Consider the following 14,193-nt stretch of genomic DNA (forward strand, 5'->3'; position numbering starts at 1 on the left):
GCTGTGACATCCCCTAGGGGGACCCCGGGGGGTCTGCCCCACCCCGCGGAGGGCCGTCGACGGCCGGCTGCCGGGGTCGGCGCCCCGGGACAGACCGAAGCGGCCGGTCCTGCCCCCGAGGCAGGTCCGGCCGCTTCCGTGGTGGGAGACAGCTACTGGACGGGTTCCGGTTCCGGCCGGCCGGCCGGCTCCGCCTCGCCCGCCGGGTCGGCGGGCGTCTTCACCGATTCCAGGAGCAGCTGCGACACGTCGACGACCTGCACCGACTCCTTCGCCTTGCCGTCGTTCTTCTTGCCGTTGACCGAGTCGGTCAGCATCACGAGGCAGAACGGGCACGCGGTGGAGACGATGTCCGGGTTGAGCGAGAGGGCTTCGTCGACACGCTCGTTGTTGATGCGCTTGCCGATCCGCTCCTCCATCCACATCCGGGCACCACCGGCGCCGCAGCAGAAGCCGCGCTCCTTGTGGCGGTGCATCTCCTCGTTCCGGAGTCCCGGGACCTTGGCGATGATCTCGCGCGGGGGCGTGTAGATCTTGTTGTGACGGCCCAGGTAGCACGGGTCGTGGTACGTGATCAGACCCTCGACCGGGGTCACCGGGATCAGCTTGCCCTCGTCCACCAGGTGCTGGAGCAACTGCGTGTGGTGGATGACCTCGTACTCGCCGCCGAGCTGCGGGTACTCGTTCGCGATGGTGTTGAAGCAGTGCGGACAGGTCGCGACGATCTTCTTCGTCGCCTTCGCCTTCTTTGTCGAGTCGTCCACGCGGCCGTCCTCGTCGAAGGACTCGCCGAACGCCATGTTGAGCATCGCGACGTTCTCCTGGCCGAGCTGCTGGAACAGCGGCTCGTTGCCGAGGCGGCGGGCGGAGTCACCGGTGCACTTCTCGTCCCCGCCCATGATCGCGAACTTGACGCCCGCGATGTGGAGGAGCTCCGCGAAGGCCTTCGTGGTCTTCTTGGCACGGTCCTCGAGGGCGCCGGCGCAGCCGACCCAGTACAGGTAGTCGACCTCGGTGAGGTCCTCGACGTCCTTGCCGACGATCGGGACCTCGAAGTCGACCTCCTTGGTCCACTCGACGCGCTGCTTCTTGGCGAGCCCCCAGGGGTTGCCCTTCTTCTCCAGGTTCTTGAGCATCGTGCCCGCCTCGGACGGGAACGCGGACTCGATCATCACCTGGTAGCGGCGCATGTCGACGATGTGGTCGATGTGCTCGATGTCGACCGGGCACTGTTCCACGCACGCACCGCAGGTGGTGCAGGACCACAGCACGTCCGGGTCGATGACGCCGTTCTCCTCGGCGGTGCCGATCAGCGGGCGCTCGGCCTCCGCGAGGGCAGCCGCGGGGACGTCCTTGAGCTGTTCCTCGGTGGCCTTCTCGTTGCCCTCCATGTCCTTGCCGCCGCCGGCCAGCAGATACGGGGCCTTGGCGTGCGCGTGGTCGCGCAGGGACATGATCAGGAGCTTCGGGGACAGCGGCTTGCCGGTGTTCCATGCGGGGCACTGCGACTGGCAGCGGCCGCACTCGGTGCACGTGGAGAAGTCGAGGATGCCCTTCCAGGAGAACTGCTCGACCTGGGAGACGCCGAAGGTGTCGTCCTCGCCCGGGTCCTCCCAGTCGATCTCCTTGCCGCCGCTGGTCATCGGCTGCAGGGCGCCGAGGGCGACCTCACCGTCGGCGTTCCGCTTGAACCAGATGTTCGGGAAGCCGAGGAAACGGTGCCAGGCGACACCCATGTTGGTGTTCAGGGAGACCGTGATCATCCAGATCAGCGAGGTGCCGATCTTCACCATCGCGGTGAAGTAGATGAGGTTCTGCAGCGTGCCGAGCGCGAAGCCCTTGAAGGCGAGCACGAGCGGATACGAGACGAAGTACGCGGCCTCGTAGCCCTCGACGTGGTGGATCGCGCCCTCGAGGCCGCGCAGGGTCAGGATCGCCAGGCCGATGACGAGGATGACGTACTCGACGAAGTACGCCTGCCAGGCCTTGGAGCCGGCGAAGCGTGACTTGCGGCCCGCCCGCGAGGGCAGGTTCAGCAGCCGGATGGCCATCAGCGTGACGATGCCGAGCACGGTCATGATGCCGATGAACTCGATGTACATCTCGAACGGCAGCCATCCGCCGACGATCGGCAGGACCCAGTCGGCCTGGAAGAGCTGTCCGTACGCCTGGAGCAGCGTCGGCGGCAGGGTCAGGAAGCCGATGGCGACGAACCAGTGGGCGAAGCCCACGATCCCCCACCGGTTCATCCGGGTGTGGCCGAGGAACTCCTTGACCAGGGTGATCGTGCGCTGCTTGGGGTTGTCGGTGCGGCTGCCTGCCGGCACCGGCTGTCCGAGACGGACGAACCGGTAGATCTGCGCGACGGCTCGGGCGATGAGCGCAACGCCGACGACAGTCAGCACCAGCGACACGATGATCGCGGCGAGTTGCATTTGGGGGCTCCTCGGGCCTGCGAGGGTGGGATCCAGCGCGTACAAGCGATTACTAAGCAGTAACTTAATCAGTCTGTGCTGACACTATCCACTTATTCCGCCACGCTGTAGCCGGGCAGGCGGTGATCTGTGTCGCTCAGGTGAGCCTTTCCCGGACGCCACAGCCGCCGTGCCGCCGCACGGAGGGGGATGCGTGCGGATTGCGCCAGGATCGCCAGGTCGAGCCCGGTCCCATGATGCTCTGCGTAGTGCGCGTCGAGGAGGGCGGGTTCGTCCCAGGGCATGCGCGAGCGCGCCCGGACCTGGGCCAGGCCGGTCAGGCCTGGCCTGACGCCCTCCCGCCAGTGCCCGGCGGCGGGGCCGAGGGCGGCGGTCTCCTCGGGGGTGAGCGGTGCCGGGCCCACGAGGGAGAGCTCCCCCGCGAGGACGTGGGGCAGCCGGGAGAGCAGGTCGAGCCGGAGCCGGCGGGTGCGCAGCGAGCGCAGTTCGAACGGGCGGCCCCGGAGGCCGATCCGGACCTCGCGCCTCAGTACGTCCCTCCCGCCGAGGGGCGGACGGAGCGTGAGGGCCAGGGCCGCGAAGGCGAGCACGGGGGCTGCCATGAGCATGAGCGCCGAGCCGAGTACCAGGTCCAGGGTCCGCTTGACGGTCAGGCCCCCCAGGGCCGCGGCGACGCGGTCGGCCGTCGCGACGACGCGGTCGGCCGTCGCGGGCGGCCGGGAGGTTCTGCCCGCGGCGCCGGCCGCCCGCGCGGTGACGCGCCGTTTTCCTCGTGCCGCAGTCTGCTTCGCGTTCCGCATTGCACCTGCCCGGAGTCGATGACGTAACGGTATGACCGTCTCGATGCATTTTGTGACAGAACGATCCCACGGTGCGAGGGTGGAGTGGGTGTGTGCGGCGCGCCGCGTCGGGCAGGTGTCGCGGATCCAGGGCCCGAAAGGGGTTCCTCGGCGGGTCCGGCAAGTCTTCGTCCATGCCTGCATATGGAAAATGCCTGGTCAGGTCATGTGTGAGCACATAAGTTGAGCGTAAGTGGCTCAGGTCCTTTGACTCCGGGGTTGGTGTCATGCATCCTTGAGCCAGATCCACTCAAGTAGTCAGTTGGAGGAATTGAAATGGCACGTGCGGTCGGCATCGACCTGGGCACGACTAACTCCGTCGTCAGCGTTCTCGAAGGCGGCGAGCCCACCGTCATCACCAACGCCGAAGGCGCCAGGACCACGCCGTCCGTCGTCGCCTTCGCCAAGAACGGCGAGGTGCTCGTCGGCGAGGTCGCCAAGCGCCAGGCGGTCACCAACGTCGACAGGACGATCCGTTCGGTCAAGCGCCACATGGGCACTGACTGGAAGATCGAGATCGACGGCAAGAACTTCAACCCGCAGCAGATGAGCGCCTTCATCCTGCAGAAGCTGAAGCGCGACGCCGAGTCCTACCTGGGCGAGAAGGTCGCCGACGCGGTGATCACCGTCCCGGCGTACTTCAACGACTCCGAGCGTCAGGCGACCAAGGAGGCCGGTGAGATCGCGGGCCTGAACGTCCTGCGCATCGTCAACGAGCCGACCGCCGCGGCCCTCGCGTACGGCCTCGACAAGGACGACCAGACGATCCTCGTCTTCGACCTCGGTGGCGGCACCTTCGACGTGTCCCTCCTGGAGATCGGCGACGGCGTCGTCGAGGTGAAGGCCACCAACGGTGACAACCACCTCGGTGGTGACGACTGGGACCAGCGGGTCGTCGACTACCTGGTGAAGCAGTTCGCCAACGGCCACGGCGTGGACCTGTCCAAGGACAAGATGGCTCTCCAGCGTCTCCGCGAGGCCGCGGAGAAGGCGAAGATCGAGCTCTCGTCCTCGACCGAGACCACGATCAACCTGCCCTACATCACGGCGTCCGCCGAGGGCCCGCTGCACCTGGACGAGAAGCTCACGCGCTCGCAGTTCCAGCAGCTGACCGCGGACCTCCTGGACCGCTGCAAGAACCCGTTCCACAACGTCATCAAGGACGCGGGCATCCAGCTCTCCGAGATCGACCACGTCGTTCTCGTCGGTGGCTCGACCCGTATGCCGGCCGTCGCCGAGCTCGTCAAGGAGCTCACGGGCGGCCAGGACGCCAACAAGGGTGTGAACCCGGACGAGGTCGTCGCCATCGGCGCCTCGCTGCAGGCCGGTGTCCTCAAGGGTGAGGTCAAGGACGTCCTGCTCCTCGACGTGACCCCGCTGTCCCTCGGCATCGAGACCAAGGGAGGGATCATGACGAAGCTCATCGAGCGCAACACCACGATCCCGACCAAGCGTTCCGAGATCTTCACGACGGCCGAGGACAACCAGCCGTCCGTGCAGATCCAGGTCTACCAGGGCGAGCGCGAGATCGCGGCGTACAACAAGAAGCTCGGGATGTTCGAGCTCACCGGTCTGCCGCCGGCCCCGCGTGGCGTGCCGCAGATCGAGGTCGCCTTCGACATCGACGCCAACGGCATCATGCACGTCGCCGCCAAGGACCTCGGCACCGGCAAGGAGCAGAAGATGACCGTCACCGGTGGCTCCTCGCTGCCGAAGGACGAGGTCAACCGGATGCGCGAAGAGGCCGAGCAGTACGCCGACGAGGACCACCGCCGTCGCGAGGCCGCCGAGTCCCGCAACCAGGGCGAGCAGCTCGTCTACCAGACGGAGAAGTTCCTCAAGGACAACGAGGACAAGGTCCCCGGCGATGTGAAGACGGAGGTGGAGACCGCGCTCACCGAGCTGAAGGAGAAGCTCAAGGGCGAGGACACCGCCGAGATCCGCACCGCCACCGAGAAGGTCGCGGCCGTCTCCCAGAAGCTGGGCCAGGCGATGTACGCCAACGCCCAGTCCGAGGGTGCGACGCCGGGTGCCGAGGCGCCGGGCGACGGTCAGGCCAAGGCCGACGACGACGTCGTCGACGCCGAGATCGTGGACGACGAGAAGGACACCAAGGGCGGTGCGGCGTGACCGAGGAGACTCCGGGCTTCGACGAGAAGCCTGACGTCCCCTCCGGCGCCAACTCCGACGACGTCGAGCCGAAGGCCGCCACCCCCTCCGAGGAGGAGGAGGCGGCGGCCCCGGCCGGGGACGTACCGCAGACAGCGGCACTGACGGCCCAGCTGGACCAGGTCCGTACCGCGCTCAACGAGCGCACGGGCGACCTCCAGCGGCTCCAGGCCGAGTACCAGAACTACCGTCGCCGCGTCGAGCGCGACCGGGTGATGGTCAAGGAGGTCGCGGCAGCGAATCTCCTGACCGAGCTCCTGCCCGTGCTCGACGACGTCGGCAGGGCCCGGGAGCACGGCGAACTCGTCGGCGGGTTCAAGTCGGTGGCCGAATCCCTGGAGACGGTCGTCGCGAAGCTGGGCCTCCAGCAGTTCGGCAAGGAGGGCGAGCCCTTCGACCCGACGATCCACGAGGCCCTGATGCACTCGTACGCGCCGGACGTCACCGAGACGACCTGCGTGGCGATCCTGCAGCCCGGGTATCGCATCGGGGAGCGCACCATCCGCCCCGCGCGGGTGGCCGTGGCCGAGCCGCAGCCGGGCGCCACGCCCGCGGCGGCGAAGGAAGAGAAGGCAGACGACGAGGAGAGCGGTGGCACCGAAGAGGTCTGACATCGCGTCCGACCACTGCGGTGAACACCGACGGGGCGTGCGGCCGGCCACAGGGCCGGCCGCACGGCCGATCGTCCGGAAGGAGGGACGTCGATGAGCACGAAGGACTTCGTCGAGAAGGACTACTACAAGGTTCTCGGCGTCCCCAAGGACGCCACCGACGCCGAGGTCAAGAAGGCGTACCGGAAGCTCGCCCGCGAGTACCACCCGGACGCCAACAAGGGTGACGCCAAGGCCGAGGAGCGCTTCAAGGAGATCTCCGAGGCGAACGACGTCCTCGGCGACCCCAAGAAGCGCAAGGAGTACGACGAGGCGCGCGCCCTCTTCGGGAGCGGAGGCTTCCGGGCCGGTCCCGGCGGTGCGGGCGGCAACTTCAACTTCGACCTGGGAGACCTCTTCGGGGGCGCCCCGGGTGGTGGCCAGAACGCCGGCGCCGGCGGGTTCGGCGGTGGCGGCGGCGGTGGCCTGGGCGATGTCTTCGGCGGACTGTTCAACCGCGGCGGTGCGGGCACACGGGTCCAGCCGCGGCGTGGCCAGGACATCGAGTCCGAGGTGACGCTCAGCTTCACCGAGGCGGTCGACGGGGCCACGGTCCCGTTGCGGATGTCCAGCCAGGCTCCCTGCAAGGCGTGTTCGGGTACCGGCGACAAGAACGGCACCCCGAGGGTCTGCCCGACGTGCGTCGGCACCGGACAGGTGTCGCGCGGCACCGGCGGAGGCTTCTCACTGACCGATCCCTGCGTCGACTGCAAGGGCCGGGGCCTCATCGCCCAGGACCCCTGCGACGTCTGCAAGGGCAGCGGCCGGGCGAAGTCCGCCCGCACGATGCAGGTCAGGATCCCCGCGGGGGTGGCGGACGGCCAGCGGATCCGGCTGCGTGGCAAGGGCAGCCCGGGGGAGCGCGGCGGACCGGCCGGCGACCTCTACGTCGTCGTCCACGTCGACGCCCACCCGGTGTTCGGGCGCAAGGGCGACAACCTCACCGTCACCGTGCCCGTCACCTTCGCGGAGGCGGCGCTCGGCGGCGAGGTGAAGGTGCCCACGCTCGGCGGTCCCCCGGTCACCCTGAAACTCCCGGCGGGCACGCCCAACGGACGTACGATGCGGGCCCGGGGCAAGGGGGCCGTGCGCAAGGACGGCACCCGCGGCGACCTCCTGGTCACCGTCGAGGTGTCCGTGCCCACGGAGCTCGGCGCGGACGCCCAGGACGCGCTGGAGGCCTACCGGAAGGCGACCGCGGGGGAGGACCCGCGGGCGGAGCTGTTCCAGGCTGCGAAGGGAGCTTGAGATGGACGGCCGTCGACGCAATCCGTACCAGCTGACCGACGAATCGCCGGTCTACGTGATCTCGATCGCGGCCCAGCTCTCGGGCCTGCACCCGCAGACACTGCGCCAGTACGACCGCCTGGGTCTGGTCTCACCCGACCGGACGGCGGGGCGCGGCCGCCGTTACTCGGCCCGTGACATCGAACTGCTGCGCACCGTGCAGCAGTTGTCGCAGGACGAGGGCATCAACCTCGCGGGCATCAAGCGGATCATCGAGCTGGAGAACCAGGTCGCGGCGCTCCAGCAGCGCGTCGCCGAGCTCTCGGCGGCGGTGGACGGCGCGGCCGTGGCCATGCAGCAGCGTGAGGCCCAGGTGCACGCCTCCTACCGGCGTGACCTGGTGCCGTACCAGGACGTGCAGCAGACGAGCGCGCTGGTGGTCTGGCGGCCCAAGAGGGCCAAGGACTGAGCGGCCCGTCAGGGGCCCGTACCGGAGTCTCACGACTCCGGTACGGGCCCCTTCCGCGTGGTCGCGGCGGCGTCCACGATGCCGGACCGCACGATCAGGACCCCGAGATGGGTCCGGCTGGTGGCGCCGAGGGCCTGCGTGAGCCTGGCGATGTGGGAGCGGCACGTGCGGACGCTGATGCCCAGCTTGCGGGCGACCACGTCGTCGACGTGGCCCTCGCTGAGGAGCCGGGCGACGCTCTGCTGCACGGCCGTGACCCGCAACCCCGTCGCGGGCCCGGGAAGCTGCTCCGCGAGCGGGGTGGCCTGCGCCCACAGGACCTCGTAGACCTGGACCAGATAGCGGACGAGCGCGGGGTGGCGGATCTGCAGCGCCGCACTGCGGTCGGTGGTGGCGGGGATGAAGGCCACCGCGCGGTCGAAGATGAGCAGCCGCTCCACGGTCAGCTCGGTGGTGCGCACCTGGAGGGACTCGGCGGGCACTTGACGCAGGTAGTCCCTGACCTGCGTGCTGTAGCGCGCCGGGTGCTGGTAGATGTGACGGAGCCCGGCACCCCGGCCGATGGCGGTCGTGGCGTTGTCCAGGGCCGCCCGCAGGGTGGCCTGGGGCCGGGTGCTTCCCGGCTGCGCCGTCAGGACCTCGTCGGCGGTCCGGGCGGTGGCCTCCTGGATGGCCGTCCGTATCGCCTCGGGCCCCTCCAGCATGGTGATGGCCAGCTGGGGGTCGCCGTTGGCGATGGCGGCCAGGGGCGCGAGCGACCGGGTCAGCCGGAGCGTCTGCTCCACGCGCTCGTCGATCTCGCGTGTGAGCGGCTGCAGGAGGAGGGACAGGGCGGCGGACGGCGGGACCGGGCGCAGCCAGTGCTCGTCCCAGGGGTCGGCCTGGACCAGCGCGCCGGTGGTGAGACACGGTGCGGCGCCGAGCTCCTGACGGGCGATCCCGCCCTGGCGCAGTGCCCGCTCGTACAGTTCGAGTGCGGGAGCGCAGAGTTCTCCGGGTCCGTGACGGTGCGGCGGTTGCGCCGGTTCTGTTCCCATCTGGGAGCCCCCGCTTCGTGCACTGCAACAAGTTGCCGGTGGCGCAAGAGTAGTGGCCTGGTGGAGGGTGGAGGCGCGGTGGCCGGGAGGTCCCAACGGGACGCGGGCCGTTCCGGGCGCCACCGGTGGCGGCGCCCCGCTCGGCGGAGCGCCGGCCGTCAGTTCTTCTGGTCCAGGATCCCCGACTGCGAGATGAGGTAGCCGAGCTGGGCACGACTGCCGCTGCCGAGGGCGGCGTTGAGCTTGGCTATGTGCGCCCGGCACGTGCGGACGTTCATCCCCAGTCTCCGCGCTATGGAGTCGTCCACATGCCCTTCGACGAGCAGTTGGGCGATGGAGCGCTGTACCCCGCTGATTCCGGCGGGAGTCGGGGTGTACGAGACGTCCTCCATCAGGGGAGTGGCGCGTTGCCAGAGTTGCTCGAAGACGTTGATCAGGTAGGAGACGAGACCCGGGTGCCGGAGTTCCAGCGCGACCGTCAGGTCGTCCTGCGCGGGAATGAAGGCGACGGCGCGGTCGAAGATGAGCATGCGCTGCACGAGCTCCTCCAGCGTCCGGATCTCGACGCCCTCGGCGAGCCGCTCCGCGTACGCGAACGTCCCGTGGTGATGGCGGACCGTGTGCTGGTAGAGGGTGCGGATGCTGACACCGCGGTCCACCACGGCCGTCCCGCGCTCGAGCCCCTTGCTGAGGATGTCCTCGCTACGGGCTCCGCCGGGCTGCACGGTGAGTACTTCGCTGCGGCACTCGGCCGTGGCCACGTCGATGGCCGCGTTGATGCGGGTGCCGCCTTCGAGCACGGTGATTGCGTGCGTCGTGGGCGGATCCTGCGCGCTGATGTCCATGAAAGGTTCGAAGGACTCGGTGAGTTCCAGGGAATGGCGTCTGCGCTCCTGGATCTCCCTCTCGATGGGGTGCAGCCGCTGGGCGAGGGCGGCCGAAGGTGGCACGGGGCGTAGCCAGTCGGCGTCGTCGGGGTCGGGGTGGAGCAGGGCGAAGTCCATCAGGCACGGAGCGGGCTCCACCTCCGAACGCGGTATGCGGCCGGAGCGCAGCGCGCTCGCGTAGAGACGCTGCCCCGCATCGCATAGTTGGGTGATCCCGTGCCGATGTGCCCCATTTGAGTCGCATGTATCCATATCTCCACCCCCCATGTTCCTGAACGTGCAAGAACATGATGCATCGATCCAGTGGTGCTTGCGTGTCCGCGTGAGACATCGTCTTGAGAGCGGGGGAGATGAATCCATCAAGTGAGGACGAAGCCGAAATGTCTAAGCGAATGCTTCGCTCGGTGCTTGCCACAGCTTTCGTGGGGGCCCTGGCCTACGGTGCGTTGGGTGTCCATGACATCACCTGGGGGGCTGCGCCGGCCGAGCAGGCGACTGCGGTATCCGGGGACATCACCTGGGGAGCGGCCCCGACCGACATCACCTGGGGTGCGGCTTCGGGTGACATCACCTGGGGAGCGGCCCCGACCGACATCACCTGGGGTGCCGCTTCGGGGGACATCACCTGGGGTTCCGCTCCAAGTGACATCACCTGGGGTACGGCTCCGGCCGGCACTGCGGCATGACCACCCCACCGGACGACCGCACCTTCCGGCGGGAGATGGCCACGGCGTATCGCTCAGGGTGGCATTTCATCGATCTGCTCACGGCGCTGACCCGCCAGGGCGATTCGTTGATGGTCACCCTGTTCGGAGAGCCGATCGTCGTCGTGATGGAAACGGATGACGACATCCGTGCCTATCGCTGTCTTCGCCGGCCCCGCGGAGCGCCGCAGCCTGTTCGATGTGCCGTGCGGTACGGCATGATTTTCGTGAATCTCGACCAGCGCGACCACGAGCTGTTCGAACCAGAAACCATTTCCGCCACCCCCCGCAGTGCCTGAACGATTCCCCCGTCGTTCCATGTCGTTCGGGCACTTCCCCCACACAACGGCGCCATCGTGACCTGAACACGGTGGCGCCGTTGTGCTGCCCGGATATATTCCTCGGAATTCCCCGAGCCCGCTTCCGGGCGTTTGTTCAGCCTTTTCCGAGCGCCCTGTCGACGGCGATCTCGATGACGACCCGCTCCGGGTTGTGCCGCGGGGTGCGCTCGTAGCGCTCCGCGTAGCGGCGTACCGCGTCCTCGACCGCTTCGGGCTCCGTGCGCACCACCGCCCGGCCCTCCAGGGTCGCCCAGCGGCGCCCCTGCATCTGGCAGACCGCGACCCGCGCCCCCTCGGGTCCCGCCGCCAGGACGTGGGCTGCCTTCCTGGTGTTCCCACCCGTGATGACGCGGGCGATCCGCGTCTCCGGGTCGTAGGTCACGCCGACGGGCACCACGTGTGGTGTGCCGTCCGCGCGGAGCGTGGTCAGGGTGCACACGTGGCGCTCGCGCCAGAAGGCGAGGTACTCGGGGCCGGGGTTGCGTACGTCAGGCATGGGGCCAGCCTAGAGAGAGGCGGGGCGGGCGGCCCGGGGAGGTGCCGGACCAGCCTTGAGTGGAATAGACTCAACTTTGTACCCGTTGTTGGAGTCATGGTTCCGAGAACCCCCAGTACGAGGAGGAGACAGCGCCCGTGGACGCCGAGCTGACCAACAAGAGCCGGGACGCCCTCAACGCGGCCACCGGCAGGGCCGTCAAGGACGGACATCCGGATCTGACCCCCGGGCATCTGCTGCTCGCTCTGCTCGCGGGTGAGGACAACGCGAACATCACCGACCTGCTCGCCTCCGTCGAGGCCGACCAGGTGGCCGTGCGCGAGGAGACCGAGCGGCTCCTCGGCGCGCTGCCGAGCGTCACCGGGTCGACCGTCGCGCCGCCCCAGCCCAGCCGCGAGCTGCTGGCCGTCCTCGCCGACGCCGATCAGCGAGCCAAGGAGCTCGGTGACGACTACCTCTCCACCGAGCACCTGCTCATCGCCGTCGCGGCGAAGGGCGGCCGCGTCGGTGAGATCCTCGACGGGCAGGGAGCCGGCGCGAAGAAGCTGCTGGACGCATTCGAGAAGAGCAGGGGAGGGCGCCGGGTGACCACTCCCGACCCCGAGGGCCAGTACAAGGCGCTGGAGAAGTTCGGTACGGACTTCACGGCCGCCGCCCGCGAGGGCAAGCTCGATCCGGTCATCGGCCGTGACCAGGAGATCCGCCGCGTCGTGCAGGTGCTGTCGCGCCGCACGAAGAACAACCCCGTGCTCATCGGTGAGCCCGGCGTCGGCAAGACGGCCGTGGTCGAGGGACTCGCCCAGCGCATCGTCAAGGGCGACGTCCCCGAGTCCCTGCGGAACAAGCGGCTCGTCTCGCTGGACCTCGGTGCGATGGTCGCGGGCGCCAAGTACCGCGGCGAGTTCGAGGAACGCCTCAAGACCGTCCTGTCCGAGATCAAGGAGAGCGACGGCCGGATCATCACCTTCATCGACGAGCTGCACACCGTCGTCGGCGCCGGTGCCGGCGGCGACTCCGCGATGGACGCGGGCAACATGCTGAAGCCGATGCTCGCCCGGGGTGAGCTGCGGATGGTCGGCGCCACCACGCTCGACGAGTACCGCGAGCGCATCGAGAAGGACCCCGCACTGGAGCGCCGCTTCCAGCAGGTCCTGGTCGCCGAGCCGTCCGTCGAGGACACCATCGCGATCCTGCGTGGCCTCAAGGGCCGTTACGAGGCGCACCACAAGGTCCAGATCGCCGACTCCTCGCTGGTGGCCGCCGCGACCCTGTCGGACCGCTACATCACCTCCCGCTTCCTCCCCGACAAGGCGATCGACCTCGTCGACGAGGCGGCCTCCCGGCTCCGCATGGAGATCGACTCCTCACCCCTGGAGATCGACGAGCTCCAGCGCTCCGTGGACCGGCTGCACATGGAGGAGCTGGCGCTCAAGAACGAGACCGACCAGGGCTCCAAGCAGCGACTGGAGAAGATCCGCCGCGACCTCGCCGACAAGGAGGAGGAGCTGCGCGGCCTCACCGCCCGCTGGGAGAAGGAGAAGCAGGGACTGAACCGCGTCGGTGAGCTCAAGGAGCGCCTCGACGAGCTGCGCGGCCAGGCCGAGCGTGCCCAGCGCGACGGCGACTTCGACACCGCGTCCAAGCTGCTCTACGGGGAGATCCCCGGGCTGGAGCGCGAGCTGGCCGAGGCGGACGAGGCCGAGCAGGAGGCCGCCGTCGACACCATGGTCAAGGAGGAGGTCGGCCCGGACGACATCGCCGACGTGGTCGGCGCGTGGACCGGCATCCCGGCCGGACGCCTGCTGGAGGGCGAGACCCAGAAGCTCCTGCGCATGGAGTCCGAGCTGGGCAGGCGACTGATCGGGCAGAGCGAGGCCGTCCGGGCCGTGTCGGACGCCGTGCGCCGCACCCGTGCGGGGATCGCCGACCCCGACCGGCCCACCGGCTCGTTCCTCTTCCTCGGCCCGACCGGGGTCGGCAAGACGGAGCTGGCCAAGGCGCTCGCGGACTTCCTGTTCGACGACGAGCGGGCCATGGTCCGCATCGACATGAGCGAGTACGGCGAGAAGCACAGCGTCGCCCGGCTGGTCGGCGCCCCGCCCGGTTACGTCGGCTACGAGGAGGGCGGCCAGCTCACGGAGGCGGTCCGCCGCCGCCCGTACAGCGTCGTGCTGCTGGACGAGGTCGAGAAGGCCCACCCCGAGGTCTTCGACATCCTGCTCCAGGTGCTCGACGACGGGCGGCTCACCGACGGGCAGGGCCGGACGGTGGACTTCCGCAACACCATCCTGGTCCTCACGTCGAACCTGGGCAGCCAGTTCCTGGTGGACCCGCTGACCGGGCCCGAGGTGAAGAGGGAGCAGGTGCTGGAGGTCGTACGGGCCTCGTTCAAGCCGGAGTTCCTCAACCGGCTCGACGACCTGGTCGTCTTCTCCGCCCTCTCCGGGGACGAGCTGGCCCACATCGCCGGACTCCAGGTCGCCCGTCTCGCCGACCGGCTGGCCGACCGCCGCATCCGGCTGGACGTCACCCCGGACGCCCTCGCCTGGCTCGCCGAGGAGGGCAACGACCCGGCGTACGGGGCCCGGCCGCTGCGCCGCCTCATCCAGACGGCGATCGGCGACCGGCTCGCGAAGGAGATCCTCGCCGGTGAGGTCAGGGACGGCGACACGGTCCGGGTGGACCGGGCCGGTGACGGACTGACCGTGGGTTCCGCGCCGGCGGCGAAGACCCTGTAGCCGTTTCCCGTGTCCCCGGCCGGACGACCTCGCGTCCCGGTCGGGGACACCTGTGTGTGCGGCTCGACCGTATTGATGTGTGCATCCGGCACGCTTCAACGGTCCGGCCGTCCGCGAATCTGAGACGAAAATTTCCATTCCATGGCTGAATGGCGGATGCGGCACGGTTCGGCCGTTGTTTTTTGTACCGGGACGATACAT

Annotated in this window: 12 protein-coding genes; 7 read left to right on the plus strand and 5 right to left on the minus strand. The window is 69.1% G+C overall.

Annotation, left to right across the window (positions count from 1 at the left end):
- Positions 1-152: 152 nt before the first annotated feature.
- Positions 153-2,435 (minus strand): (Fe-S)-binding protein, encoded by a 2,283-nt coding sequence (locus tag LWJ43_RS17090; RefSeq protein ID WP_277333101.1) that lies wholly within the window; start codon positions 2,433-2,435, stop codon positions 153-155.
- A 92-nt stretch (positions 2,436-2,527) separates the two neighbouring features.
- Entirely contained in the window at positions 2,528-3,235 is a 708-nt protein-coding gene (locus LWJ43_RS17095; protein ID WP_277333102.1) for a sugar transferase, read from the minus strand.
- A 315-nt stretch (positions 3,236-3,550) separates the two neighbouring features.
- Here LWJ43_RS17095 and dnaK point away from each other — a divergent pair, with 315 nt between their 5' ends.
- From dnaK to LWJ43_RS17115, 4 genes are all read left to right on the plus strand, one after another.
- The gene (dnaK, locus tag LWJ43_RS17100) at positions 3,551-5,404 is read left to right on the plus strand and encodes a molecular chaperone DnaK (protein WP_277333103.1); all 1,854 of its coding nucleotides are present in this window, start codon (positions 3,551-3,553) and stop codon (positions 5,402-5,404) included.
- Positions 5,401-6,054, plus strand: a complete 654-nt coding sequence (gene grpE / locus LWJ43_RS17105) for a nucleotide exchange factor GrpE (RefSeq protein ID WP_277333104.1) — start codon at positions 5,401-5,403, stop codon at positions 6,052-6,054. Before dnaK ends, grpE begins: the two co-directional genes overlap by 4 nt.
- Before the next feature lie 93 nt (positions 6,055-6,147).
- On the plus strand, positions 6,148-7,341 hold the full coding sequence (dnaJ, locus tag LWJ43_RS17110) for a molecular chaperone DnaJ (protein ID WP_277333105.1): 1,194 nt from the start codon (positions 6,148-6,150) through the stop codon (positions 7,339-7,341).
- A gap of 1 nt (position 7,342) precedes the next feature.
- Complete coding sequence (locus tag LWJ43_RS17115; protein ID WP_103515805.1) at positions 7,343-7,789, plus strand: heat shock protein transcriptional repressor HspR; 447 nt, start codon at positions 7,343-7,345, stop codon at positions 7,787-7,789.
- 29 nt (positions 7,790-7,818) lie between these two features.
- Here LWJ43_RS17115 and LWJ43_RS17120 read toward each other — a convergent pair whose 3' ends face one another.
- Both LWJ43_RS17120 and LWJ43_RS17125 read right to left on the minus strand, forming a co-directional pair.
- Positions 7,819-8,826, minus strand: a complete 1,008-nt coding sequence (locus tag LWJ43_RS17120) for a helix-turn-helix transcriptional regulator (protein WP_277333106.1) — start codon at positions 8,824-8,826, stop codon at positions 7,819-7,821.
- A gap of 158 nt (positions 8,827-8,984) precedes the next feature.
- Positions 8,985-9,830: a helix-turn-helix transcriptional regulator gene (locus LWJ43_RS17125; RefSeq protein WP_385447975.1), complete on the minus strand. Its 846-nt coding sequence runs from the start codon at positions 9,828-9,830 to the stop codon at positions 8,985-8,987.
- Between the two features lie 287 nt (positions 9,831-10,117).
- Here LWJ43_RS17125 and LWJ43_RS17130 point away from each other — a divergent pair, with 287 nt between their 5' ends.
- Positions 10,118-10,399: a 5'-nucleotidase gene (locus LWJ43_RS17130; RefSeq protein WP_277333108.1), complete on the plus strand. Its 282-nt coding sequence runs from the start codon at positions 10,118-10,120 to the stop codon at positions 10,397-10,399.
- Positions 10,396-10,716, plus strand: a complete 321-nt coding sequence (locus LWJ43_RS17135) for a Rieske (2Fe-2S) protein (protein ID WP_014155382.1) — start codon at positions 10,396-10,398, stop codon at positions 10,714-10,716. Before LWJ43_RS17130 ends, LWJ43_RS17135 begins: the two co-directional genes overlap by 4 nt.
- Before the next feature lie 136 nt (positions 10,717-10,852).
- On the opposite strand, the gene LWJ43_RS17140 is transcribed toward LWJ43_RS17135, so the two are convergent.
- On the minus strand, positions 10,853-11,254 hold the full coding sequence (locus tag LWJ43_RS17140) for a pyridoxamine 5'-phosphate oxidase family protein (protein ID WP_277333109.1): 402 nt from the start codon (positions 11,252-11,254) through the stop codon (positions 10,853-10,855).
- Positions 11,255-11,391: 137 nt separating this feature from the next.
- On the opposite strand from LWJ43_RS17140, the gene clpB reads away from it, so the two are divergent.
- Complete coding sequence (clpB, locus tag LWJ43_RS17145) at positions 11,392-13,992, plus strand: ATP-dependent chaperone ClpB (RefSeq protein ID WP_277333110.1); 2,601 nt, start codon at positions 11,392-11,394, stop codon at positions 13,990-13,992.
- Positions 13,993-14,193: the final 201 nt, after the last annotated feature.

The organism is Streptomyces sp. JH34, assembly GCF_029428875.1.
In the GTDB taxonomy this organism is placed as follows: domain Bacteria; phylum Actinomycetota; class Actinomycetes; order Streptomycetales; family Streptomycetaceae; genus Streptomyces.

Excerpts from the sequence above, each read along its gene's own strand:
- LWJ43_RS17090 (WP_277333101.1), bottom strand. The coding sequence starts at position 2,435 with ATGCAACTCGCCGCGATCATCGTGTCGCTGGTGCTGACTGTCGTCGGC.
- LWJ43_RS17095 (WP_277333102.1), bottom strand. The coding sequence starts at position 3,235 with ATGCGGAACGCGAAGCAGACTGCGGCACGAGGAAAACGGCGCGTCACC.
- dnaK (WP_277333103.1), top strand. The coding sequence starts at position 3,551 with ATGGCACGTGCGGTCGGCATCGACCTGGGCACGACTAACTCCGTCGTC.
- dnaJ (WP_277333105.1), top strand. The coding sequence starts at position 6,148 with ATGAGCACGAAGGACTTCGTCGAGAAGGACTACTACAAGGTTCTCGGC.
- LWJ43_RS17115 (WP_103515805.1), top strand. The coding sequence starts at position 7,343 with ATGGACGGCCGTCGACGCAATCCGTACCAGCTGACCGACGAATCGCCG.
- LWJ43_RS17120 (WP_277333106.1), bottom strand. The coding sequence starts at position 8,826 with ATGGGAACAGAACCGGCGCAACCGCCGCACCGTCACGGACCCGGAGAA.
- LWJ43_RS17125 (WP_385447975.1), bottom strand. The coding sequence starts at position 9,830 with ATGGACTTCGCCCTGCTCCACCCCGACCCCGACGACGCCGACTGGCTA.
- LWJ43_RS17135 (WP_014155382.1), top strand. The coding sequence starts at position 10,396 with ATGACCACCCCACCGGACGACCGCACCTTCCGGCGGGAGATGGCCACG.
- LWJ43_RS17140 (WP_277333109.1), bottom strand. The coding sequence starts at position 11,254 with ATGCCTGACGTACGCAACCCCGGCCCCGAGTACCTCGCCTTCTGGCGC.